We start from the raw sequence: 24,969 nt of genomic DNA on the forward strand, positions 1-24,969 counted from the left end.
CCGGATGAACTACAATTTCGAGCGCTCCGAACCAGACCATCAACAAGTTGTAGCTCCCTCTCTCACCCCGGATGAACTACAATAGACCTCACGGAAACACCCGCCCTGCTTATAGCAGGCGGGGTTTTTGCGCAGGAAAAAAATGACTAGAATAGCAACATTTGCTGAGGACTAACCTTTTTTTCTTGAAAAAGAGGCATGCCAACGAGTAATTTCATGCTTGCAAATTGCTTTTCAGTGACGCTCAAACAGCGTACCGATCCATCCGGTGGCAGATTATCGATTAGCCGCTTCATGTGTTTTTCTAGCGCGTCGTTGCCATTCAGTATGCGGCCATACACCGAGAACTGGATCATGTCATAGCCATCATTGATCAGAAAGCGGCGAAATATGGTGTAAGCCCGGCGATCAGCTTTGGTTGCTACAGGTAGATCAAAGAAAACAAGCAGGCGCATATATCTCCGGGTCTCCTTACTCACAGCTTTAATACTCCAGTTGATGTGGCTCCAATCCGATCAAGCTGGGCAATTCAAGGAACGTTTTATCATTTCCTTCATAGAGACGTGCAAGGCTCTCGACAGTGTGTTCAATGGCTGAAAGCACAGACATTTTTCCCCGAGGCATTGAAACATCAACGTTAAGCAGATTGATCAGTGCTGCTTTGATTTCTGGATGCAACATCTCATCTGCCGGAATGACAAGATTGGTCACGAATAAATCAACAATCGGACGAAAAGGTTCAATGATGTCATCAGCCAGGTTAAAAGCATTTTGTTCGCTAGCATGAAACAAGCCCAAGGAAGGGAGGAATCCATGCGCGACCAAGGCGCGGGCAATCGTACCGCGCATGACGGCATAACCGTAATCGAGCGCAGCATTAATAAAACGGGTCTGATTACGGCGAAAATCCTTGCCAAAAAGCTGCACAAAATAAAAAGCGGCTGCTAGTCCTTCTAGATTGTTACTATCTCCAGAGCGCACACGCCGCTCATAAGATTCCAGTCGGCTGGCACCGTTACGGTTTGTGAGACGCAGGCAGACAGCCTGATTGGCGATTTTTCTACGCACAATCGTAGCCCAGGCTTGCTTGGCAACAGGGCGCGGCAAATCCAACTGCAGGCGCAACCAGCGTGTCGCACGTGAGTGCGGTAGAAAGGGTAGAAATACCCCACTGGGATGATGCGTCGAGCCTGTGGCAAATAAACTGATGCCATATTCGCCGCAGGCTGAGAGCACTGGATGAGTGAGTGTGATTTCGCGATGGTTTAGCACGATCACTGCGATATCTTCAAAAGGGACGAAAGCCGTTTGTTCCTGATCGATCGCAAGTGAATAATGTTCTTTCCGTAACCGTGCAGGCTTTGAGATCATAATACTACGCCAAGCCACGTCGTTTCTCCGCAGGAGCAGGATAAACATGACCCAGAACATCCACGTGGAATTTTTCGATGGATAGTGCAGTTTTGGCACCAATACCGCGAATCAACCCATCTTTACCAACTTGCCGGTTACGATCATGTGTCCATAGGTGGATAGCGCCAGTCGAACGATCGCATCCCGTATAATATCCCAATGGCGATTCTTTTTTTAACTTTACTCTTATTAAATCATTCGGATACAGCGAGAAGCAGAATGTAAAACTATCGTCGAGCAATGTCCATTCACTCTCATCTTTATATGCCACGATTGCTCGGTTTGGAAGTTCCTTGGCGACTTTGTGATGGACATAAACTGGCACAAGATGAAATTTACCTGCTTTGGTGAAGATGTCCACGCGCAACATGGTGTCATTCTTGGCAATACCTCCTCGTACCGGAATGCCAGTTAATTTGTCGACAATTTTGACGCTACGCACAGTGGGACCATCCAGATTGCCATTTCGCCCAGGCTTGCGCAGCGGATTATCGAACGGAAAGGCTTTTTCTCCCTTACCACCGTGCTGTTCAAGTCGTGTGCGTATGGCGGTGTAGAGCTTCTCGTTACGATGTGGATCGATCAATTTGTCCATATCTTTCAATGTTAAGCTGCTCAAAGGTACTTTCTGGATTACATTACCTTCTGTTTGTAATCGACTGGGCTGACTATAAATAGTATCTTTGTGTGCGGCGCCGCCATTTCGCCGTTGCGGGGCACGTGAAACAAACAGAGGTTGTAATTCACAGAGCGTTTCTGGTGAATAAGTGCCAAATTTTTCCACTTCCCTTCGCAGCAGAGCCGGATCGTCTACGTTCAGGCGCAGTTTTAATTCATCACGGAAATGCGGCCAAGGATTCGGGAAATGTGTTTCTAATTTTTGCAGTATGGCAGGATTAATTACTTCGCCAGTTTCCACATCGACGAAGCCTGAGCGCACTTGTTCAAGTTCACGGTTGCGCGAGTAGTCGGACAATCGCTTGACCATGCTATGTCTGCATGCCGCCACGACTGCCGCATCAAGCGCGTGATGACGATCACTTTCTTCCCGTGATTTAACGAGTCCCCAGCGTGCACGCAGAAATGCAGTCAATTGGCCGCTTACTACGACACAGCGTTTTGCTTCACTGTCTGTATGCAGTTGCAAATAACGCTCAATATAATTCTTGAAAAAACGGCAGATATAGCGTGTGTCATTCAAATTACGTTCCCTGAAATCTGCTGCATTCTTCTCATTGAAATCTTTCTTGAGCAACCGGTTACGCTTGGCTTGGCGATAAGTCTTGTTCGAATTGACAAATATTTCAAATTGCCGCCAGCGTTCACTGTGAGAGGCGCCATTCAGATACTCATAAGCGGTCATGTTGCCTTTATTACGGTTTTCACGTGACAATACCAATACCCGATTGTTTTTGCTGTCATCGAAGCTACGCGAGTAGGGCAAAGCATGATCGATCTCGCTGTAGCCCTGCTCAAACAGAACACGATGAATGTCCAGTGGCTCCAGCGAATAGGCGCATTTGCCCTGTTGTTCGCGATAAAGCTGGTATTTCTCGAATTCTTTGCCTTTAGGTATGCCAACAAGATTGAATTCTTCAGCAAACCGGGCTTTGTCTTTCTCATTCCGTTCACGAAATTCACCTTGCGCTTTTTCAATCTTTTTTCGCTCGCTGAAAGGTTTCGATAAATCGCGCGCCATTTCGATATGCACGGAATGTGGCGACCCATATTTGCGAATGAGCGCATTAACGACCTTCCGTGCCTGGTTCAACGCACGCAATACCACCGGATTACGAGGAATATCCATATCCTTATTGAATATCATACCGCCATCCTTGTCTCTGCCGGCATAAAGCGGTGGTAAGTATGAGTACTTACCTTCACTTGTATCAGGTAATTGGCTATGGTGATAGCCTGCTGCTTCACAGGCCTGATCATAGCGCAGGCCTTCCTCCATGAAGGGCACGATCTTATATAATGCCTTGAGTGATAATGCGTGAAACGCTTTGAAGCTGATTTCGCGCAGTGCTTCAATCATTTTGGCTTTATGGGGAAGCTCAAGCTTTTGCAGTTCGCTAATCGTTTCTTGATCTTCCTTGTACACGCTGAGAACATGAGCAATTTGATCGAGTAGCGTCGGCTGCCCATCCAAAGCCGCGACTGAAATTTGTCGCCATTCCGCTTCCAAGCCTTTTTCTTTCAGCTTTTTCTGTAGTGCCTGCCAACCGGGTAGTTTGATCAGTTTTTCATCTTCCGGATTTTTTACTTTTTCTTCATTTTTCTGTTGTTCACTCGGATAAGCAAAACCTAAAAAACGAAATGAATCGGTCAAACCATTTTTTACCAGTGCATTGCGTAATTGCTTGTAGGTGAAGTCGCTGGATTGCTGGTAAGGCAAGGGTAGAACAGCAATTCGTTCATCTGAATTCAACGGGCGGGTAATACCATCTACCACGATCCGTAAATTGTTCAATCGAGTCAGCCAGACATGACGTTCAGCGGTAAAGCTTGCTTTGGGTGCTCGGTATTCTTCTCTCTCAAATGTGCAGTGCCCCAGCATTTTTAATAAAGTATCTCCAGCTAGCGCAGGTTTTTGTTGCCAGAATAGCCCACTCTTTTTGTCGCTATTGCCCAATATTTTATTTTCAAGCTCTGTATTTGCATAAAGATTACCCATCTTGCATTGATATTCAAAGAGCATTTTTAATTCTTCAGCGAGCAGGGAACGTGATAATGCCTTGCTGTAGTCGCCCTGCTTGTTACGCTGGGCTTCAGGAAACTCTGCCAGTACCATTTCGGCAGATGTGCGATAGCCTTTTTCCTGCATCAATTGCTTCGTTTTCGTGAGACCTTGCTTGACTTTTCCTCCTTCACCGTTGCTGTCATTTTCTGCTGCCTTTTCCTCTGCACGACTAATCCAGTGAAAACCTCGATGCTTGCAGAGATGGTAGATGACTCGGGCCCATTCTTCCTTATCAAGTAATCGACTCAATCCTTCGACACGAAGCTGCCAGAGTGATTGGGGAAATGGTTGTTGATTCTTGAATAATTTGGTATCAGAAATTAATCCCTCCTGCCTCAGTAATCTTGCCAGCTTCGTTAGCCGCCATGCACGGCGCTGCAAACGGCGACGCATCAAACGCGCATCTCGTCGTGCTTTATTGAGCGATTCGCCCTCCTTGGCTGTTTCTGCTTTATCGAATGCGCGCACACCCAAATCAACGATTCGATCGGGTGCCAATACTGCCCAACCCACTGAGGCCATACCGATATCCAGTCCGAAAGTAAGCGGTATGGAATTATTCTTATCGCGATGCTTGTCTGACATATCGTTCTCCCTGATAATATAGCGGTTGTAGCTCATCCGGGGTGAGAGCCGTTGCTACAATAAGCTGAATCAAAAGATTCGAGTCGTACCCGCCCGGTGGCGAAATCCACCGGGCTTTATCATTTATATGACATTAACGTAAATGATATCGATTGTCCAAATCTTTACAATTAGTAGCTGCCAGAATTTATTTACATTTTGATTGCTACATCCTGTCTGAATAGTCCATATTCATATCTGCGTGATTTTGAAGCAACAAGGTGATTCAAATAATGCTCTCTAATAATTATTCTGAGTAATTCAAGCCAAGTTAATAGTGAGTTCAGGTATACAAATCGCTGTCGCTAGACGAGGCTCGCAAAGGAATAGTCTAGGATAGAATTTGGGTATATTCATTGTGTTCGCAGACTATCATTTCCCTTCAAACTCAAATCTAACGCCAGCCAGTGATATAATTGCACCCGAATCGAACAACACTACAGCCTGATTACTCGGAAATACCAGCTTGAAACGCACAAAAATCGACAGAAACAATCACAGTCATTTACCCGCTTCACGTACAACATGGCATGCTTCACAAGAAAAAATCTGGGCATGCTTGACTTCCACTTGCTGCTTCAGCATCCCTGACATACCGGTTTATTTTTATTTATTGGAGGAAAAATGAGTCACACATTGTATGAAACCAAGATTCAGCGCGTGCAACGTTGCGAACTGGCGGTGCCAGGTTCACGTCCTGAGATGTTTGAAAAAGCACTGAAAAGTGGGGTGGATTTTATCTTTCTGGATCTTGAGGATGCAGTTGCGCCGGACGATAAGTTGCAGGCCCGGAAAAATATTATCCAGGCGATCAATGATCTGGACTGGAAAGGGCATGGCATTACGCTGTCGGTACGAATCAATGGTCTGGATACGCAGTTTATGGTGCGGGATGTAGTTGATCTGGTCGAGCAGGCAGGATACAAGATCGATACCCTTTTGATTCCCAAAGTAGGTGTTTATGCAGATGTCTACATGGTGGAAGCGATGCTCAATCAACTGGAAATGCAGCAGGGATTGAAAAACCGGATCGGCATCGAAGCGCTGATCGAGACTGCGCTGGGTATGGCCAATGTCGAGGATATCGCGCGCAATGGCGCATCTGGGCGGCTGGAGGCACTGCATTTTGGCGTGGCGGATTACGCAGCCAGCAATCGCGCCCGCACCACCAATATCGGCGGACTTAATCCCGGCTATCCCGGCGATCAATGGCATGCAGCCATCAGTCGCATGACTGTGGCATGCCGCGCTTTTGGCTTGAGGCCGATCGATGGACCATTCGGAGATATTCAGGATCCGGAAGGTTACAAGCAGGCAGCCAGACGGGCAGCAGCGCTGGGTTGCGAGGGCAAATGGGCGATCCATCCGACCCAAATTGCGCTGGCCAATGAGGTATTCACTCCGCCCGCGGCAGAAATTGAAAAAGCCAGACGGATTCTGGCGGCATTGAAAGAAGCAGCAGCCCAGGGTAAAGGTGCGGCCTCGCTCGATGGCCGCTTGATCGATGCGGCTTCGGAAAGAATGGCCAACAATATTGTGAAAGCAGCCGAGGCGATTGCTGCCAAAAATAAATAACCAGCAGGCAGATTTTAAACAGTTTTTTGAAACAGAAGGGAGATAGGCATTGGATATTCACGAGTATCAGGCGAAAGAAATCTTGACCGAGTATGGTGTCAAGATTGCCGAAGGTGGATTGGCATATACAGTGGATGAAGCGGTACAGCGTTGCCGCGAGATCGATGGAAGTGTCTGGGTGGTCAAGGCACAGATTCATTCCGGCGCACGTGGTAAAGCAGGCGGCATCAAAGTCTGTAAAACACATGAGGAAGTGGAAGCGGCCGCCGAAGCACTCTTGGGCAAGAAACTGGTGACCCATCAGACCGGTCCGGCTGGCAAGATATGTAGCCGCCTTTATATCGAGGCGGGTACGGAGATTGCCAGAGAGCTATATTTGTCCTTCATGATCGACCGCAGCCATGAGCGCGTCATCATGGTCGGTTCCGCGCAAGGCGGTATGGAAATTGAGCATCTTGCTGCTACCAATCCGGATGCAATCGTTAAAATCCATGTGGAGCCTGCTGTCGGACTGCAGGACTTTCAGGCGCGTACCATGGCTTTTGCCTTGGGACTCGGAGAAGATTTACTTAATCACGCAGTTAAAACCATCAAGGGATGCTATCGTGCTTTGCGCGATCTGGATGCCAATATTCTGGAGATCAATCCGCTGGTTGTGACCAAAAATAACGAGCTGATTGCGCTGGATGCAAAAATGAGCTTCGATGAGAACGCCTTATTCCGCCGCCATAGAATTGCCGAATTGCGTGACAAAACGCAAATCGATCAGCGTGAAGTGGCCGCGGCAGAGGCTGGCTTGAGTTATGTCGGCCTGGATGGGGATATCGGCTGCATGATCAATGGTGCTGGTCTGGCGATGGCAACTATGGACATGATCAAGCTGGCAGGCGGTGAGCCCGCCAATTTCCTGGATGTCGGCGGGGGCGCCTCGGCTGAGCGCACCGAGAAAGCATTCCGTTTGGTATTGGCTGATGAAGGCGTCAAAGCGATGCTGGTGAATATTTTTGCTGGGATCAATCGCTGCGACTGGATTGCAGAAGGTGTGGTGCAAGCGGTGAGAAATATCGATATGAAAGTGCCGCTGGTGGTGCGTTTATCCGGCACCAACGTGGAAGAAGGCCGCCGCATTATTGCAGACAGTGGCTTGCCGATCATTACCGCGGAAACATTGGCGGAAGCAGCGGAAAAAGTTGTTCAGGCACGCAACGAAGTGGTTGCGACACAAGGGTAAGGGAGAACAGACAGAGTGGCCATTTTAATTAACGAAAATACGCGCATTATTGTGCAAGGGTTTACAGGCAGAATCGGTACCTTTCATGCACAGGAAATGATCGAATACGGATCGAAAGTCGTGGGGGGCGTTACCCCGGGCAAAGGCGGGAAAACGCACTTGGGGTTACCGGTATTCAATACCGTGAAAGAAGCCGTCGAGCAAGTCGGAGCCGAGGCGAGCATCGTGTTTGTACCTCCGGCATTTGCCGCGGATTCGATCATGGAAGCTGCCGATGCCGGCATCAAGTATTGTGTCTCGATCACAGATGGTATTCCGACGCAGGATATGATGACGGTCAAGAGTTTTTTACGCCGTTTTCCCAAGACACAGAGGATGATGCTGACTGGTCCGAATTGTTCCGGCACCATCAGTCCGGAACGGGCCATGCTAGGCATTATGCCCGGCCATATCTATAAACGGGGCAATGTGGGAGTGGTTGGCCGCTCAGGGACGCTGGGTTATGAGGCTGCTGATCAAATGCGGCGATTGGGTATCGGCATTTCCACCTCGGTTGGAATTGGCGGTGATCCGATCATAGGCAGCTCGCACCGGGATGTGCTGGAAAAGCTGGAACAGGATCCGGAAACCAAAGTAGCATTGATGATCGGTGAGATCGGCGGACCGCAAGAAGTGGAAGCAGGCATTTTTGCCAAAGAAAATATGAGCAAACCATTAATCGCCTATATTGCCGGATTGACGGCACCCACCGGCCGGCGCATGGGGCATGCAGGCGCCATTATTTCTACTGCGGGTGAGAGCGCTGCAGAAAAAGTCGAACGATTGAAGGAATTGGGTGTCACCATCTGCCCTACTCCTTCCCTAATGGGAAAAACGGTGGCGGAAGTACTGGCCAGAGTGTAAGCGCATGTCGCCATCTCAACGATTGACCAGACTTTGCCATGAGTCTGATCAATCGCTGAAGTCGGCGCATATGATTCCACAGCAAGCAATTTATTGTTGGCGAAACCAAAATAACTGAATTTTTGATGATATGAAAATTAATCAGCAACCTGACAAAAAAAGAATTTCAGCCATCGCCCGTTTTCTGTTTTTATCACGCTGGCTGCAATTACCGCTTTATCTGGGATTAGTGCTGGCACAGTGCGTCTACGTTTTTCACTTCTGGATCGAGTTGGTTGATCTGGTGGGTGCGATCATGGGTGACAGAGAGTCGTTGCAGCATATTCTGCATATTGTTGCTCCCGAAGAAGGAGCGGCACCGATGAAGATCACAGAAACGGCCATCATGCTAGTGGTACTCGGCCTGATTGATGTGGTAATGATTTCTAATCTATTGATTATGGTGATTATTGGTGGTTATGAGACGTTTGTTTCACGCATGAATCTGGAAGGCCACCCCGATCAGCCTGAATGGCTATCGCATGTCAATGCCGCGGTGCTAAAGATCAAGCTTTCCACCGCCATCATCGGTATCTCGTCAATCCACCTGCTCAAAACCTTTATCAATGCCAGTGCTTATAATGAAAAAACATTGATAGCCCAAACAGGCATTCATATTACTTTCTTGCTCTCTGCGATGGCGATTGCCTATACAGATCGTCTGATGTCAGAGACGCTGCACAGCAATACAGAATCAGACCACTGAAGGGGGAATATCGCTCAGGAGCTGGAGAATACCTGATAAGGCAGTGGCCACGGCCTGCCGCCTGATGGCAGCACGATCTCCCGCAAAAAAATGAGTTTTGCTATGAGCGAGACCATGCCTGCATGCCCAGGCGAAACACACCGTTCCTACAGGTTTTTCTTTTGATCCGCCGCCTGGGCCGGCAATGCCGGTGACAGCAACCGCTATCTGCGCTTCACTCATTTTAATGGCGCCCATTGCCATTTCCTGCGCAGTCTGCTCGGATACTGCGCCATATTGAGTCAGTGTTGCAGCCTGTACGCCCAGCATTTGCTGCTTGGCATGGTTACTATAGGTAATAAAGCCACGATCATACCAGGCTGAACTGCCTGCAACGGAAGTGACCGCCTGGCCTATCCAGCCGCCTGTGCACGATTCTGCGCTAGCCAGCATTAATCCTCTTTCTGCTAGTGCTGCGCCTGCTTTCTGAGCAAAGGTTAGCAGCGTTTGATCATCGTACATGATTCGTCGCTTTTTTCAAAAGTAGCTTTCAAATAATACCAGCGACTTCCAGCCGGCCAAACAAAGCAAGGTATAGAATGCTGCCAGTAAATCATCAAACATCACCCCTAGTCCGCCACGAAAATGGCGCTCATAGTATTTGATGGGCGGGGGTTTGAGGATGTCAAAAAAGCGAAATAGAATAAACGCGGCGAGGGACCATAGCCAATGATCTGGTATGAAATAGAGCACCAGCATGAAAGCGACGATTTCATCCCAAACCATACCAGGATGGTCAGGAGTACTCAGCGCCTTGCCAGTAATGCCGCACGCCCAAATACCCAGGATGAAAAAAATATCAATTGCGAGTAATAGTGCGACCGGTTCGAGAAAAGATGCCAAGGACCAGAATAATGGAAAAGCAACTAATGTGCCAAAGGTGCCCGGTGCCAGCCGGATCAACCCAACGCCAGCACCAAATGCGAGAAAGTGGGCAAAGCGGCTATGCACAAACGCCAAATCAGGCTGCAACGGCGGAAGTTTGAAACGGGGTTGATAGGGCTCAGGTAAGGAAGTGGTCATAGCCTTTTTTCTCGTGTGTGATCGTATTATCGTTTACATCAAGCAGGAACAATCCTTTACCCTGGCTAATTGTTCCAATCCGGGTAAGTGGAATGGACAATTCTTGCGATAGCTGCGCTATTTCGCTACGCTTGATCACGGGCGCGGTAAAACAAAGTTCATAATCATCACCCCCTGCCAATAAACAGTCAACTGCAACTGATAGGGGTAAGTATCGCTGCATGACCCCTGAGCAGGCAATTTTTCCTAAATGAATCGTTGCGGCAACTTGGGAGCATTCCAGAATATGCCCAAGATCAGCCAGCAATCCATCGGAAATATCTATCGCGCTATGAGCAAGATTAATTAATCGCTGCCCTAGTTCGATACGTGCTACCGGGGCATCAAGCGCAGCTAAACACACAGTCAGCTCGTCTGGTTTTAAGGTGATACGCTGCTGCAAGTGAGCAAGCGCCAATGCGGCGTTGCCTAAATAGCCGGATAGCCAGATATCATCACCTGGCATTGCCCCGCTTCTTTTCAGTGCTTTTCCTTTGGCAACCTCACCGATGATATGTACGCTTATATTAAGCGGACCGCATGTCGTGTCACCGCCAATGAGTTCCACCTCATATTTGCTGGCCAGCGTAAAGAATCCATCCATAAACACTTCCAGCCAGCTGCTATTCCTGTTTGCCAGATTGGCAGGTAATGTCAGCGCGAGTGTGACCCAGCGGGGAATTGCTCCCATTGCCGCCATATCAGAGAGATTGACTGCCAGCGCTTTATGACCAAGTTTGCCAGGATCGGTATCGGCGAAGAAGTGCTGATCTGATACCAGTGTATCGGTAGAAATGGCCAGATCAGCAGTTGCAGTATAGGGAATCAGGGCAGCATCATCTCCTATGCCTAGTATCGCCCGATGAGTCGGCCGGGTGAAATAACGGCGGATAATATCAAATTCTGAACTCACAGCCCGTCCATAGCAGAAATATTTACCAGAGGACAGCTAGAACGAAGTTTCAGGAATGAATCGTTCCAGTAAAATCGCTACTACCATTCGCAGTGAGCTTGTCGGATCGCTAAGTAACTGACATTGGCTTTCGACAAGCTCAGACCGAACGGCATTTTTGTAAATGTGATCATGGCACGATTTACTAAAACGCACGCTGCACGTTTTTTCTGATTCTGCGTTTTGTGTATCTTGCACTGTATCCACCTTGCTCACTTATTCAGGTTTTCTTTTGAAAATCATTGTTATCCTGATCCAGTTTTTTTCTTGGCCTGCGACTCGATTTCTATCGCGCGCAATTGTGCCGCGAGCTTATCCAGTACGCCATTTACATATTTGTAGCCGTCGGTTCCCCCATAGGTTTTGGCCAGTTCGATTGCTTCATTGATAATGGCTCGATAAGGAATTTCCAGATGATGCATGAGCTCGTAGGTGCTGAGCAAAAGAATGGAAGCTTCAACGGGACTAAGATCAGTGAGGGGACGATCAAGGCATGGTTGAATGTGTTGTTCCAGCGTAGTTGAATTTTTCAGCACGCCGCGCAGTAAATCATAAAAAAAGGACTCATCTGCTTTAGGAAAAATACTTGCTTCACGTAATTGGGTTTCAATGAAACCGACCTCGTTCCTGGCGACGCGCCACTGATAAATGCCTTGTAACGCGAGCTCGCGCGCAAGATGGCGGCGTTTCTTGTATTTAAAGCCGGTTTTTAAAGATGAAGCTGGTGGTGTTGCAGTCATAAGCCAATTTTTATGTCATTTCATCAAGTTTGGCCAGAAGATGGGCCATTTCAATCGCGGCGCGTGCCGCCTCGACTCCTTTTTGTGCCATCCTGGCAAGCGCTTGATCATCATTATCGGTTGTGAGTATGCCATTTGCCACCGGAATACCGGTATCGAGCTGAACAGCGATGAGTCCTCGTGCTGATTCATTTGATACCACTTCGAAATGATACGTTTCGCCGCGGATGACAGCGCCTAATGCGATGAGTGCATCAAATTGATCGGACAAGGCCATTTTTTGTAATGCCAACGGGATTTCCAGCGCACCAGGGACGGTAGCCAATAGCATGTTTGATCCCTGCACGCCTTGCTTGGTTAATTCAGCGGTACACGCGCCGAGCAACCCTTCTCCTATATCAATGTTAAAGCGGCTCATTACGATGCCGATGCGAAGCTCGTTGCCATCGAGCTGGGTTTCAATTTCCGGGATATTGTCATAATACGTCATGCCCACTCCAGTAAGCGTATTAATGGTTGAAGGAATAAAAAACCTGAATTTTACTGTAACAGTACGCTTTTATCCCGCGTTTCTAAGTACCCTGTCACTTCCAGACCAAAACCAGTCATGCTGGGCATTTTACGTGGCGTCGCCAGTAAACGCATCTTGCCTACGCCGAGATCTTTCAGTATCTGCGCACCGATGCCGTGGTCACGCAAATCTGTTTTGTTCAAATCCTGATGCTGTGCCTTGCTCTGCAACAGCCGTTCCATCAATACGGCGGCATCTCCCTTGCGATGCAACAGCACGATTACACCCTGTCCTATCTCGGCAATGACACGCATGGCATCATTAATACTCCAGGAGTGTACATGATCGTCGATATCCAGTACGTCGATTACAGATAAAGGTTCATGCACGCGCACCAGTACTTCTTGATCCGGGTGAAGCGTGCCTTTTACCAGCGCAAGATGGGTAACATTGGCGGTTTTATCATGGTAAGCAGTTAGATGAAATTCACCATAGATGGTTTGAATGGTCCGCTCTGCCATACGTGTTACCAGGCTTTCCGTGAGACTGCGATGGTGAATCAGATCTGCGATAGTGCCAATTTTGAGGTGATGCTTGCCTGCAAATTCAATGAGATCTGGCAGGCGCGCCATTTCACCATCATCTTTCAGGATTTCGCAGATCACTGCGGCGGGTGTTAATTCTGCCATCTGTGCCAGATCGCATCCTGCCTCGGTATGTCCTGCACGTACCAGCACCCCGCCCTTTTGCGCCTTGAGCGGAAAAATATGACCAGGCTGGATAATATCTTCGGGCTTAGCATCCGCTTTAACCGCGGCTTGTATCGTGCGGGCGCGATCAGCAGCAGAAATGCCGGTTGTCACACCTCGGGCAGCTTCAATGGAAACAGTAAAGTTGGTTCCGAGGGATGAATAGTTCGCTGAAACCATCAGCGGCAATTTGAGTTGATGGCAGCGCTCTTCGGTCAGTGTGAGACAGACCAGCCCACGGCCATGCTTGATCATAAAGTTGATCGCCTCTGCTGTGACAAAGTCAGCGGCCAGTACCAGATCGCCTTCATTTTCACGATCTTCTTCATCGATAAGGATGACCATTTTTCCAGCTTTGAGATCTGCAATGATTTCTTCGGTAGTGCTGATTGCCATAGTTACTTAAATTCCAGAAGATAGTTCCAGTAGACGCGCAACATAGCGCGCCAGCATATCTGATTCCAAGTTTAATTTTTCGCCCGGTTTGAGGTGTTTCAGATTCGTTTCAGCTAATGTATGGGGAATAAGGTTAATTTCCAAGATATCAGCATGAATACGGTTTACCGTCAGACTGACACCATTGACCGTAATCGATCCTTTTGCCGCAATATATTTTAACAGCGATGGCGGTGCTTTGATCGCCAGCAGGTAATTTTCTCCTGCTTGTTCGAATTTAGTGACTTCGCCCACTCCATCTATATGGCCGCTGACCAAATGACCACCTAATCGGTCTGTTAACCGCATTGCTTTTTCCAGATTAACATAATTGCCTATGCTATTCAGGCCATGTGTGCAGCGCAAAGTTTCCTCGGAAACATCGGTAGTAAAGAAATTATTGGCTAATGAGGTGACTGTCAAACACACGCCATTAACTGCAATGCTGTCACCGATCTTGACATCGCTCATATCCAGCTTGCCTGGGGCAATAAGCAGGCCGAGCGCATTGGCTTTCTGGCTAACCTGTTTAATCTCTCCGACTGCTTCGATAATTCCTGTAAACATCTGTTATTTTCCAAATATTGAGATACTGCCACCTTTGTTGATGTTTTCTTGGTAAACAAGCAACAGCATATGTCATCTTCCTTAACTGCGGTACAGTAAATATCTGAGCGTTACGCAGTTTCCAACCCACAAAGTCGGCTGGTTTTATCAACGCCATATGATATGGCCGAAACATTTTTCGCCTTTCACAGGGTATTTACTCCATTTACCGAAACCAACTTCGCCAACTTGTATGTCGTCACTTTCATGCTGTGGTCGAAGGCTGGCTGATTATTTCATTTTATTTTCAATGTATTAACTATTCTACCTGGCGAACGTCTGGATAACAATGATTTCTGGCACGTTATTTGCTCCTATTTTTAATGAAGGCGGCAGAAGTTGAATAAGTTGCCCTGACGGAAAAACTTAAAAATTGGAGGAATCAGCCATGTATGAGAGCGAAAACGCATTCGAATTCAATCCTGAAATGAGCAGTTTTGAGAGCGAACAATACGAGAACGAGCAATTTGAGAATGAGCAATTCGAGCAATTCGAGTTTGAGGAAGCAGAGTGGGGCGAAGTATTTAACGAGAGCGAGGTGATGGAGTTGACTGCCGAGCTTATGGAAGTCACCAACGAAGAAGAGCTCGATCTCTTTCTAGGCAAATTAATCAAGAAGGCGGGGAGCGCCCTCAAGAAGGTGGTGAAATCTCCCATCGGTCGGGCGGTAGGAGGAGTGCTCAAGGGCGTTGCTAAAAAAGCCTTGCCGATTGCGGGTGGTGCCCTGGGTGGCTTTGTCGGTGGACCGTTGGGTGCCAAGATTGGCAGTGGTCTTGCTTCAGCAGCAGGCAAGGCGCTGGGACTTGAACTTGAAGCATTGAGTCAGGAAGACCGCGAATTCGAAGGTGGCAAACAATTCGTTCGCTTCGCTGCTAACACCGTTAAAAATGCAGTTTCAGCGCCCGCTTCCATTGATCCACGGCGTGCTGCCCAAGCTGCAGCCACTAAAGCCGCACAGAAATATGCACCTGTTTTGCTAGGTGCGGGTGCGGGAACGAGTGCATCGATGGGCAAGAGCCGGAGTGGCCGATGGATTCGGCGAGGCCGCAACATCATTATTCTCAATGCCTGAACAACCCCCAGCAATGCATTTCTCGAGGAGGATCACACCATGCACGATATTGACCGTACTACCCTGGAAGCCAACTCTGAGCTGGAAAATTATGAATATGAACAATACGAAGACGGCGAAACCGAATGGGGCGCTGAAACAGGTGTTTTTAGTGAAGCGGAAGCCATGGAGCTCGCTGCTGAGCTATTGGAGGTCAATAGCGAAGCGGAGTTGGAGCAATTTTTGGGCAGCCTCATTAAAAGGGTTGGCCGGGCTGCGGGCCAGTTTATCAAATCGCCGGTAGGCCAACAGCTCGGCGGGCTCTTGAAAGGCGCAGCCAAAAAAGCCCTGCCCATGGTGGGCAGTGCCATCGGCGGCTATTTTGGTGGCAGTAGCGGTGCCAAAATCGGCAGTCAGGTTGCGTCCACTGCAGGCCGAATCTTTGGTTTGGAATTGGAAGGGTTAAGTCTGGAAGACCAGGAATACGAGGTCGCAAAAAGATTTGTTCAATTTGCCGGCACGGCAGCCAAAAAAGCAGCCTCCGCGCCACCCACGTCGAATCCGAGAGCGGTGGCGCAATCGGCCGTGCTGGCCGCCGCTCGTCAACTCGCGCCAGGTCTGGTCAGTGGCGCCCCTGCCGTCACGCCTGGCGGTGCAATGGGGACAGCTTGTCCCTCTTGCGGACGCGGCGCAAAGAGCGGCCGCTGGCTGCGTCGTGGCAACAAAATCATTTTGTTTGGAGCTTGACCATCATGGCCGCCGTTTCCTACGCCACATGGATGCTCGAGCAGGAAGCTCGCGCCTTAATGACCCGATTGAAACGCATCAAGCCTTTCGCATTGCATGAAACGATGGTGCCGGCGGCGGCTATTTTACCAGCAGCACAAATCAGTATTGAGCAACATCTCACAAAAGGCCGGCGGGAACTCAGAAGATTGATTGAGCGCTATATCCGCTGGTTGCATAGCCCCTCTGCTCAAAGCGCCAGCCCAGCGCAAGCGCAGCGACTGTTTTCGCTTCTGCGGCTCAGATTCAATACCGTGTTGACCCAGTTTGATTTATTCAACGATGTGTTGACGCAACGCAGCGAACATGAAACCGGCGTTTGGCTTTCTGGACTCGATGTCGTTTCTGCCGATGCTCTGACACTACCGGGTCATTATTACGATGTGCCTCCTGTCATCTGCTATCTTGATCGTGGTGCCGGAGCCGCTATCCGACGCGCACGAACGCGCTTGCCAGGCGGTGGTGAAAATCCGGTCGCGGTGATACGCGTGCCGCGCGAACGGATGATTGGCAGCGGTATCGCCTCTTCGCTGATTCACGAGGTCGGTCATCAGGCTGCCGCTCTGCTCAATCTGGTGAATTCACTGCAGCCCGTTCTGCAGGGAATGCAACGCGGTAGCGGCTCGCATAGCGCCATCTGGTCGTTATGGGAGCGGTGGATTTCCGAGATCGTGGCTGATCTTTGGTCGGTTGCGCGGATCGGCATCGCTTCTACCCTGGGCCTCATGGGCGTGGTCAGCTTGCCACGTGCCTTCGTGTTTCATTTGAATCGGGATGATCCGCACCCTCCTCCCTGGATTCGCGTCAAGCTGAGTTGCGCCATAGGCGAAGCGCTCTATCCCCATCCGCAATGGGAACGCTTAACTAGGCTGTGGGAGGCGTTTTACCCGCTAAGTGGGCTGGGCGCCGCACAACGGCGGAACTATGACGCCTTGCAGGCAACGTTACCAGGCTTGGTCGCACTATTGATCAACCACCGACCCAAATGCCTGCGGGGCCGCAGTCTGGCTGAAGCCTTGCAGGTGCGCAACCGTCAACCGCAGCATCTTCAAGCGCTTTTCCGGCTCTGGCAGCAAGATCCTTCGAAAATGTACCGTGCCCCGCCTACCTTGGTCTTTGCCGTGATCGGCCAGGCGCGTGCTGACGGTCGCCTGAGCCCGGAACAGGAAAGCACCATTCTGGGTAAATTGCTGACCCACTGGGCACTCAGCAGCACCTTGCAAACAGCCGCAGACTGCTCCAGACAAGACTGGAGACACGAAACACCGGAGTTTAAATTGGCAATCAAATATTGAGCATTAAGTTTATTAAGGAGAAGTCCATGTCTACAAAAAATACACAGTTGGGCGAAGTGACCATTTTGGTAACCGCTGACGACCCCAAAATCCAAAATACCCCAATAAGAAATGCTCGAGTTACCCTTCAAAGTAAAGAAAGCGGAGGGCAAACTCGGCAGAGATCTAGAACGAAAGAAAACGTCGGAGAATATTCGGATGATTCTTCTTGTGAAGAAAAGATTTTTTATAGGAAAGAAACGAATGAAGATGCTCTCGCCATTTTTGAAGTACCTGCTGGCGACTATGAAATCTGTTGTGAAGCTTTTGAAGTTTGCTCTAAACCAGAGATCATCACGGTTACCCCGGGAAACTGCATCACCAAAACAATAGTCGTCCCATTAAGGTTTAACATTGAATGGGGAGCTCTCACAGAAGACTGCCAAGGATCAGAATTTAACGCTTGTGCTCAGGCTGATGAGGGAACGACGTGGATTTTCAGAGCTTCAGCAGCAGTACAACCGGGAAACCGGGTATTCAGATGGACAACAAGTGGCGGTAGTTTTTATGAATCGGATACCACACGGGATATAGTGCATCTCAATACCCGTGGGCATGTTGGTGAAACGAAGGTCAGTGTCACAATGAGTGAAATAGGAAGTGCTTCCACTACCTTGGCAGCAACTGTCTTCTCAAAGCGGTCACCCATAACCAATGTTGGAGGCAATCTTAACGTCTCGCTGACGCGCACGGAGACCTCTTTCACGGAAGACACCGCGTTTTGGACAGGTATCCGTAATAGCACCGATGCACTCTCGTTCAATAATTATCTTCGTTTCATGGATTGGATTTTTTGCGGTGGGGAGCCTCCAAATTCAGAAAACAGTCCAGAATATAGCTTTGAAGATGGGCGTTTTCCTAAGAAGCAAATAGAATACGTTCGCCTGCAAAAGCAACGCTTCCTTTCCTTTACCGATTCTGATACCTATCGCGTCGTGAAGGCGGCTACCGAAGCCTTCGTGATGGTCAATTGCGGCGTCCAGCAGGAGCCGTTACCTTTTGATCTGAATTCGAATCGCCCAAATCGTGATGATGCCTATCTCGATCGCAGGGATTTACCCATTCCAGACGTGGGATTGAGCAACGCTTTCGGTCAATATCTCGTACCCGTAAATGGCGACAAAACCCTGCCTTATCTCGCGGTTATTCGCCGAAAATTACCAGATATTCCCATCAAGACAACCGTGTTCGAAAACGCCACTCCGAGAAATTTCGGAGTTGAACAAGCTGAAATACTCGATAATTGCTTCGGGATATTGCAAGACAAGCTTGCCAACCCTTGCTTGCTGGAGCTCATCTGGTCTTACTGGCACGAAGAAGGCATGCTGGTACAAACGATGAACGCCCTCTCTCGACGCTTCCAGAACATACGCTCGTCTGCCAAAGACCCGCTCGCCAATCTGGAGATGGATCCCTTGCGCCCGCTTAACAATCTGCTATGGAGCTACATTCAGGATGAGCAACATCGGCTGACGATTAATCGCCGCAACTACGAGTACGATCATCATTACGGTCTGCGGCTGGAAGGCAAGGCGGTGCAGGATTTTCGCCCGGTAGACACACGCTCGAAATTCCTGGAAGCTTTCCACCACTTGTTGCGCTTGTGCACCGTGTTCTATAAGCAGGATGACGATACCACAGTCAAGGCCGATGCCTTCCCGGTGCTCAATGCCCTCAAGGAAGTGCATTTGATCCTTTCCCAGGGCGCGCATAACCAGTTCGGCGATTTGCCGTCGACTTCCCGTATCGAAATGCTGATGCAGCAGTGGCTACTCGCCAGACCCGAATTCCGGGAATTGCTGCCGACCCGCATCATGGTGGCTTACCCTGAACCCTGGATGGATCGTGTCGATGCGATGAAGAAACTGCAGGGATGGACCGACACCAGTGTATTGCACTTCCGTAACCTGGGCATGTTCGGCGAGCAGCTATTGCTTTCCATCCGCTGGGGTCACTGGAGCGATGAATTCGAGCCGGTGAAGGCGCTCAATTGGGCACGGTTCTTCCGTCCGCAGGCGCAGGGCTACATCCATGCTTACCGAGCCGCAACGGGCGTGGATCTGTCGGCTGATCCGACGGTGAATGCGCGCGTGGATTCCACTTTGCCATCGGTGTTGTTGCAGAGGCGGCTGGCAAGCCAACAGCGGGTAAGTTGAGATGCGCCGCCATGATCAACTTTACCTCGGCCCTCTACCTTGGATTGCACCACCCGAGCCGGCTGCTGCAGCCCTGGCAGCAGCTCACCTTGGGTGTGCCGGCTGCACTGGCCGAGCCGCCCGGCGCCGAGGAATTCGCTCAGAAACTGGCACGGTTACAGGGTTGCGAGCGAGGCGTGCTGATGCCTTCTACCTTGCATCTCTTCTGGGACTTATTCGGGATGTTGTGCCAGCAGCCGGTAACGTTGTATCTGGACGAGGGAACCTATGCGATTGCCCGCTGGGGGATGGAGCGTTTAAGCGCAAGAGGGGTGGCTGTTCACCCCTTTCGCCACCACGATGCCAATGCGCTTTTATCGAAAATTACGCTTCAGGCGCGTAACAGGAAATATCCGGTGGTGGTCGCCAATGGCTTCTGTCCCGCATGTGGCACGGCAGCGCCTATCGGTGACTATCTGGAAATTGTCAGGCGTTTTGGCGGCCTGCTGGTTCTGGACGATACGCAGGCGCTCGGCATCTTGGGAGAAGCACCCGCAGTGTACGGCCCCTACGGTCATGGCGGGGGAGGTGTTTTGCGTTGGAGTGGGCATTTCGGCCCGGACATCCTGGTGGGTTCTTCTCTGGCCAAAGGATTGGGCGTGCCAGTGGCAGTGCTCACAGGGAGTGAACGTTTGCTCAGGCGCTTTGCAGTCGCAAGCGACACGCGTGTCCATAGCAGTCCGCCTTCGGTGGCCGTTATTCAAGCCGCTGCCCATGCGCTGGCCGTCAACCGACTTCAGGGCAATCTGCTGAGACGAAGGCTGGCACAGCGGATCGGACAATTCCGCAAAGGATTGGCACACATTGGATGGTCTTCCACGGGTGGCTGGTTTCCGGTGCAGACCCTGCGTGGCATCGCGGGGAAAGCGGCGATACGGCTGCATCAGCGTCTTTCTCAGTGGGGTGTTCAAACCATATTGGCACGGCCACGCCATGACAGAGAAGCCCATCTGAGTTTTTTGCTCACGGCGCGGCATCGTGAAAGGGAGATTGAGCGATGTATAGACATGCTGGACACATTGGCCCATGAGGCCAAAATGCCAATAAACAACGAACAACTTAAGGGACAGTCAGCTTCGGCCTGTCAGTCAAGAGGGTGACCCACATCTTTAAGAGGTGAATCATGAATCAAGAATTCAGCTTTGAAACGATACCTTTGATACCTTTCGAAATCGAACCCGAATTCCAGAACGAACTATTCGAAGAGGAAAGCGAACGGGGGCGGCGGGGCGTTTATGGGGGCGGGCGTCGATACAGCGGCTCGCGCGCTCGGCTGGGATTGCGCCCGAAAGGAGTCAAACGCCCACCGACTGCAAGGCCTCGACCAATCCGCCTTCCGGTCTCAAGGCCTAAACCAATCTTGAGGGGACGTCGGCGGCCGTGGGGGATAATGCGTGAACCTTATGGTATCGTAAGCGAGCCCTATCCGATTGAACCGGTACCGTTTGGCTCGGAGCGAGTGCGCTGGCTGCAAGACTGTCTGAATCAGGTGCTGGGCACGCAATTGCCGGTGACAGGCACCATGGGACCGGAAACGCGCAGCGCCGTCAGGAGCTTTCAACGGCAGCAAGGCCTCAGGGCAACCGGTATTGCCGGTCCCGATACCGAAGAGGCGTTGAGGTCCGCTTGCGAAAGGCGGGGTGGCCAGCCGTCAGCGGAGGAAATGGAGTTCGATGCAGGTTACGAAGGCGAATGGCTGGAAATGGAATTGCCTGTAGACTTTCAAACCAATTTTCAAACGCTCGTGCGCCGCATGAAAGCAAAACACCAGGCATTATGGGATAGCGGACGATGTTATCCATTGTCGCAATGGAACAGTGCACCTCAGCAAGGGGGAGTATATCTTCTCATTTTCCGCAGTCGCTCGCCCAGTGGCCACATTGGTTATGTCGGCGAGACCGGCAATCTTTATGTACGGATGGGTGTACATCACCGGCAAATAAGATCCCATGGTCTCGACCCAGATAATTATGCTTTCTGTTGGTATCCAACACCCCGACACAAATCGATCGAAGAGAGTATCCGGTCAACTTTGAACCCAACGGGCCTGGTCACCAATCAGCGAGAGCTCGAAATAGCGCTGGAAAGCCCCTTCAGCGAAGTGGAAGAAATCGAACTCGCTGCGGAATTGTTATCGATTTCCAGCGAGGAAGAGCTGGATCAGTTTCTCGGCAAGCTGTTCAAGGGAATAGGCAGGGGCATCAAGAAAGCGGGTCGCTTCATCGGCAAACGCGTGCTGCCTGTACTGGGCAGAGGGCTGAAAACCCTGGCAAAGGCAGCACTCCCGGTCGCGGGCAAAGTATTGGGCTCCTTTATTCCAATACCGGGCGTCGGCACGGCGATCGGTGGTGCTGTGGGATCAGCGCTGAGCAAAGCACTGGAACTTGAAGTCAGTGGCTTGAACGCGGAAGAAGCAGAATTGGAAAGGGCACGGCGCTTTGTCCGTATTGCAGGCACAGCGATCCGCCAGGCAGCCTTGTCATCGCCCGACATCGACGCGGAGCTCGTCGTTAATGAAGCGATTATGAGTGCGGCTCGGAAACATCTGCCTTATCTCCACTTGAGTGAATCCAAACAATTAGGGATGCCCGGCACAGCGCAACAAGGCCGATGGCTGCGCCGTGGTGACAAGATCGTTGTATTGGGAGCATCGAAGAACAACATGATGAATTCCGTCCCATCGCAAGATTTCTCGAGTGGATTGAAAGAAGTAGACATGCTGGATGAATTCGAGCTGGAATCTCCATTCAGTGCGTTCGATGCAGAAAGCAGTACCGGCGAACTCGAAACACACCGTGACCAGAAAAATTGGTACTATTTCGACGCCTGGTTACGTCCGACGAAGGGTAATGTTCGACGTCTCCAGGAACAGGGTCCTTCACTTATGACGGCGACGAATGCGAAAAACTTTTGCCAAGGCATGTGTCAGAAATTTACTGGACCCTCTAGTGGGTTGAACGGAACAGTCGTCACGCGTTGCTGGGTATGGCTTCCGCAGTCCAAAAAATGGAGTCCTTGCAAACGCACCAGTATGAGCGGGACTGGATCGTTCTCGTGCGGAGTGTTCTGCTCTGACGAGACTCCGGAGCTGAAATGAGCGCCTTGGGGTCGATGGAGTTGGGGCTGGAGAACCCATTTGACGAAACGGATGCGCTGTTCGGTTCGTTCAATCCTCCAGGACCAGGGATCTCTTGTGACGGCTCACAGTTCGAAAAAGCAAATTCCTTGGTGAGCGATACCCCCGTTCCAGGCCACTTTTACAAAATCAAGTATGGCGGAGGTGGCCTTCTCGAAACGGCGGGACGCGCTTATGGCCTCAAGCCGAGCGCGGAACGCCTGAAGCGTGCACAAACCATCAACAGCCATCCATTGAATATCAAATTCTGGCGGCCACCCGGAAATACTTTCGAACGCAAATATTTCGGGAAAGGCGTGATTTCGTTCTCGCCCCGCTTCACTTGTGGCAACAGGAAATGCTTCGCCACGATCTGGATCCCGCCGGTGACGTATGTCTACCCCTTCCTGGGTCTCGGTACCGCGATCGACAGTTTTGACGAGCCGGTCGACCCCCGTCAGTCCCAACGGGAATGGGGCAAAGAAAGCGCCTCCGGCCGCTTGTCGGCTGGACGTCGTATCGATATGACGAAAGTGCCGTTCAGGTGGATATGCCGCTTGCGGGTGTATTTAGAATGGCCAAATGAGGAAATCAAACAATCCTTTGCGACCGGTACGCTCGTCGGTCCGCGGCACGTGCTCACGGCTGCGCATGTTTTTGATGCGAATTGGCAAAACGATCCTGCTACACCTGCCAAAGTAGTCGCCATCCATGTTGCCGCCGGCGCCGATGGCTTGCGAATTCCATTTTGGTATTCGAAGACGAAGCCTGATGATTGGCAGTCACACCCCAATTGGCGGTCCAGTCACTTCGACTCACGCTTCGATTTCGGCCTGATCAGGTTGCCCAACCCACCCATCGCGTATCGAAGATTTAGTAAACTGAAGAACAAGACGCTAAGTTTCTGGGGCAACGCGGGAGAAGTAGACGGCACCTTCTTGCTGCCCGTCGATGTCTTACCCGAATATGGCATACGGACGCTGACTGGAAAAGCGCTCAATATTTGCGGCTATCGAAAAAATGACAACGGCCGGTCCATACTTCTTCCAGCCACGGTCAGAAGTGTGAGTTCCACTGCGGGAAAGCGGCCAGTCCGTCAACTTATTACCTATGCCGCCGATACCTCTCAAGGCATTAGCGGGTCTCCGGTTTGGTATTGGGATAAAAAATCAAAGAGGCGGTATCTGATCGCGGTTCACCACGGCGATTGCGGCAATTGTGAAACACCCCCTGCTTTAGATAGCTGCACGACGCAATGGGTCGGCGAAGACTGTATGAGCGACCCCAAAATCGGCGTCCTGCTGACGCAGCAGGTGGTCAGGCAGGTACGTGGTTGGATAAACGAGGACTACGACGTGAAGAGAGACATCGCCTTATGATCATCGATTGCCACTGCCACGCCGGAATAGGTGATGGCCTAACCGGACCATGGGATACCCGGGCACCCTTGCAGAATTATTTGCGCCGCGCAGCGGCAGCAGGGATTCATCGCACGGTGTTGTTTTCTGCATTTCATTCGAACTACACCGTCGCCAATCAGCAAGTGGCGCGCATTGTGACGAGCAAGCCTGAGCGCTTTTACGGCTTTGCCTTCGCGCATGCTGAACGGGATCGAGGGCATGTGCACGAGCTGGTTGGCATAGCCGTTAAACGCTACGGATTCGTTGGTATCAAGGTACACCGTCACGATGCTGCCATCACGCGGGAGATCTGTGCGGCTGCACGGGTCTATGCTTTGCCGGTGCTGTACGATGTCGCGGGTGAAGTATCTGTTTGTGAACTGCTGGCCCAGGAGTATCCAGACGTCAATTTTATCATTCCACATCTTGGCAGCTTTGCCGATGACTGGCGCGCCCAATTGTCCATGATTGACCATCTGGTTCGCCATCCCAATATGTATGCCGATACCTCTGGCGTACGACGCTTTGATCTGCTGGAACAAGCGGTCAAACGGGCAGGAGCGACTAAGCTTTTGTTCGGCTCGGATGGTCCCTGGCTGCACCCGGCGGTCGAACTTGCAAAAATCAAGGCATTGCGCTTGCCGCCCTTCCAGGAAAGCTTGATTCTGGGAAGAAATTTTGAAAACTTGATCAGCACAGCTTGGCGACGTAGGGTGATACCCACTGGCACACAGCTTGCGAAGCGAGTCATCGAATAACC

General features: G+C 50.5%; 22 protein-coding genes and 1 CRISPR repeat array (1 of these 23 running past the window's edge). Of the genes, 12 read left to right on the forward strand and 10 right to left on the reverse strand.

Annotated features, from left to right (window positions below; genetic code table 11):
- A CRISPR array of direct repeats spans positions 1–83; the repeat unit is 37 nt; unit sequence GTTGTAGCTCCCTCTCTCACCCCGGATGAACTACAAT (it extends 155 nt beyond the left edge of the window).
- Positions 84–146: 63 nt separating this feature from the next.
- The 3 genes from cas2 to cas9 are packed head-to-tail and all read right to left on the reverse strand — an operon-like array spanning position 147 to position 4,741.
- Positions 147–455: a CRISPR-associated endonuclease Cas2 gene (cas2, locus tag J5I83_RS07800; protein WP_304054698.1), complete on the reverse strand. Its 309-nt coding sequence runs from the start codon at positions 453–455 to the stop codon at positions 147–149.
- Positions 456–483: 28 nt separating this feature from the next.
- Positions 484–1,389: a type II CRISPR-associated endonuclease Cas1 gene (cas1, locus tag J5I83_RS07805; protein ID WP_304054700.1), complete on the reverse strand. Its 906-nt coding sequence runs from the start codon at positions 1,387–1,389 to the stop codon at positions 484–486.
- On the reverse strand, positions 1,376–4,741 hold the full coding sequence (cas9, locus tag J5I83_RS07810) for a type II CRISPR RNA-guided endonuclease Cas9 (RefSeq protein ID WP_304054702.1): 3,366 nt from the start codon (positions 4,739–4,741) through the stop codon (positions 1,376–1,378). Before cas9 ends, cas1 begins: the two co-directional genes overlap by 14 nt.
- A gap of 663 nt (positions 4,742–5,404) precedes the next feature.
- On the opposite strand from cas9, the gene J5I83_RS07815 reads away from it, so the two are divergent.
- The 4 genes from J5I83_RS07815 (at position 5,405) to J5I83_RS07830 (ending at position 9,234) form a co-directional block, all read left to right on the forward strand.
- Complete coding sequence (locus J5I83_RS07815; RefSeq protein WP_304054703.1) at positions 5,405–6,355, forward strand: CoA ester lyase; 951 nt, start codon at positions 5,405–5,407, stop codon at positions 6,353–6,355.
- A 49-nt stretch (positions 6,356–6,404) separates the two neighbouring features.
- Entirely contained in the window at positions 6,405–7,586 is a 1,182-nt protein-coding gene (locus tag J5I83_RS07820; RefSeq protein WP_304054704.1) for a malate--CoA ligase subunit beta, read from the forward strand.
- Positions 7,587–7,601: 15 nt separating this feature from the next.
- The gene (gene sucD / locus J5I83_RS07825; RefSeq protein ID WP_304054705.1) at positions 7,602–8,489 is read left to right on the forward strand and encodes a succinate--CoA ligase subunit alpha; all 888 of its coding nucleotides are present in this window, start codon (positions 7,602–7,604) and stop codon (positions 8,487–8,489) included.
- A gap of 130 nt (positions 8,490–8,619) precedes the next feature.
- Positions 8,620–9,234, forward strand: a complete 615-nt coding sequence (locus J5I83_RS07830) for a TIGR00645 family protein (RefSeq protein ID WP_304054706.1) — start codon at positions 8,620–8,622, stop codon at positions 9,232–9,234.
- Here J5I83_RS07830 and J5I83_RS07835 read toward each other — a convergent pair.
- The 7 genes from J5I83_RS07835 to J5I83_RS07865 form a co-directional block, all read right to left on the reverse strand.
- Positions 9,223–9,735 (reverse strand): CinA family protein, encoded by a 513-nt coding sequence (locus J5I83_RS07835; protein WP_304054707.1) that lies wholly within the window; start codon positions 9,733–9,735, stop codon positions 9,223–9,225. The two genes, J5I83_RS07830 and J5I83_RS07835, sit on opposite strands and share 12 nt — an antisense overlap.
- 15 nt (positions 9,736–9,750) lie before the next feature.
- The gene (locus J5I83_RS07840; protein ID WP_304054708.1) at positions 9,751–10,296 is read right to left on the reverse strand and encodes a phosphatidylglycerophosphatase A; all 546 of its coding nucleotides are present in this window, start codon (positions 10,294–10,296) and stop codon (positions 9,751–9,753) included.
- Positions 10,277–11,248, reverse strand: a complete 972-nt coding sequence (thiL, locus tag J5I83_RS07845) for a thiamine-phosphate kinase (protein ID WP_304054709.1) — start codon at positions 11,246–11,248, stop codon at positions 10,277–10,279. Before thiL ends, J5I83_RS07840 begins: the two co-directional genes overlap by 20 nt.
- Before the next feature lie 284 nt (positions 11,249–11,532).
- The gene (nusB, locus tag J5I83_RS07850; protein WP_304054710.1) at positions 11,533–12,027 is read right to left on the reverse strand and encodes a transcription antitermination factor NusB; all 495 of its coding nucleotides are present in this window, start codon (positions 12,025–12,027) and stop codon (positions 11,533–11,535) included.
- 10 nt (positions 12,028–12,037) lie between these two features.
- Entirely contained in the window at positions 12,038–12,517 is a 480-nt protein-coding gene (gene ribH / locus J5I83_RS07855) for a 6,7-dimethyl-8-ribityllumazine synthase (protein WP_304054711.1), read from the reverse strand.
- 50 nt (positions 12,518–12,567) lie between these two features.
- Positions 12,568–13,683 (reverse strand): bifunctional 3,4-dihydroxy-2-butanone-4-phosphate synthase/GTP cyclohydrolase II, encoded by a 1,116-nt coding sequence (ribBA, locus tag J5I83_RS07860; protein WP_304054712.1) that lies wholly within the window; start codon positions 13,681–13,683, stop codon positions 12,568–12,570.
- Positions 13,684–13,689: 6 nt separating this feature from the next.
- Positions 13,690–14,289, reverse strand: a complete 600-nt coding sequence (locus tag J5I83_RS07865; protein ID WP_304054713.1) for a riboflavin synthase — start codon at positions 14,287–14,289, stop codon at positions 13,690–13,692.
- A 427-nt stretch (positions 14,290–14,716) separates the two neighbouring features.
- Here J5I83_RS07865 and J5I83_RS07870 point away from each other — a divergent pair, with 427 nt between their 5' ends.
- From J5I83_RS07870 to J5I83_RS07905, 8 genes are all read left to right on the forward strand, one after another.
- A complete protein-coding gene (locus J5I83_RS07870; protein ID WP_304054714.1) occupies positions 14,717–15,400 on the forward strand; it encodes a hypothetical protein in 684 nt (227 codons plus the stop codon).
- A 39-nt stretch (positions 15,401–15,439) separates the two neighbouring features.
- On the forward strand, positions 15,440–16,126 hold the full coding sequence (locus J5I83_RS07875) for a hypothetical protein (RefSeq protein WP_304054715.1): 687 nt from the start codon (positions 15,440–15,442) through the stop codon (positions 16,124–16,126).
- 5 nt (positions 16,127–16,131) lie between these two features.
- Entirely contained in the window at positions 16,132–17,460 is a 1,329-nt protein-coding gene (locus J5I83_RS07880) for a hypothetical protein (protein ID WP_304054716.1), read from the forward strand.
- 65 nt (positions 17,461–17,525) lie between these two features.
- On the forward strand, positions 17,526–19,655 hold the full coding sequence (locus J5I83_RS07885) for a hypothetical protein (protein ID WP_304054717.1): 2,130 nt from the start codon (positions 17,526–17,528) through the stop codon (positions 19,653–19,655).
- An 11-nt stretch (positions 19,656–19,666) separates the two neighbouring features.
- Positions 19,667–20,794 carry an aminotransferase class I/II-fold pyridoxal phosphate-dependent enzyme gene (locus J5I83_RS07890; RefSeq protein ID WP_304054718.1) on the forward strand — a complete coding sequence of 376 codons (1,128 nt, stop codon included), beginning with the start codon at positions 19,667–19,669 and terminating at the stop codon, positions 20,792–20,794.
- Between the two features lie 23 nt (positions 20,795–20,817).
- A complete protein-coding gene (locus J5I83_RS07895; RefSeq protein WP_304054719.1) occupies positions 20,818–22,791 on the forward strand; it encodes a peptidoglycan-binding domain-containing protein in 1,974 nt (657 codons plus the stop codon).
- Positions 22,788–24,188 (forward strand): serine protease, encoded by a 1,401-nt coding sequence (locus J5I83_RS07900; protein ID WP_304054721.1) that lies wholly within the window; start codon positions 22,788–22,790, stop codon positions 24,186–24,188. The genes J5I83_RS07895 and J5I83_RS07900 overlap by 4 nt, the downstream gene beginning before the upstream one ends.
- Complete coding sequence (locus J5I83_RS07905; RefSeq protein ID WP_304054723.1) at positions 24,185–24,967, forward strand: amidohydrolase family protein; 783 nt, start codon at positions 24,185–24,187, stop codon at positions 24,965–24,967. The genes J5I83_RS07900 and J5I83_RS07905 overlap by 4 nt, the downstream gene beginning before the upstream one ends.
- Positions 24,968–24,969 lie beyond the last annotated feature (2 nt).

It is taken from the genome of Nitrosomonas communis (genome assembly GCF_024102715.1).
Lineage (GTDB): Bacteria > Pseudomonadota > Gammaproteobacteria > Burkholderiales > Nitrosomonadaceae > Nitrosomonas > Nitrosomonas communis_B.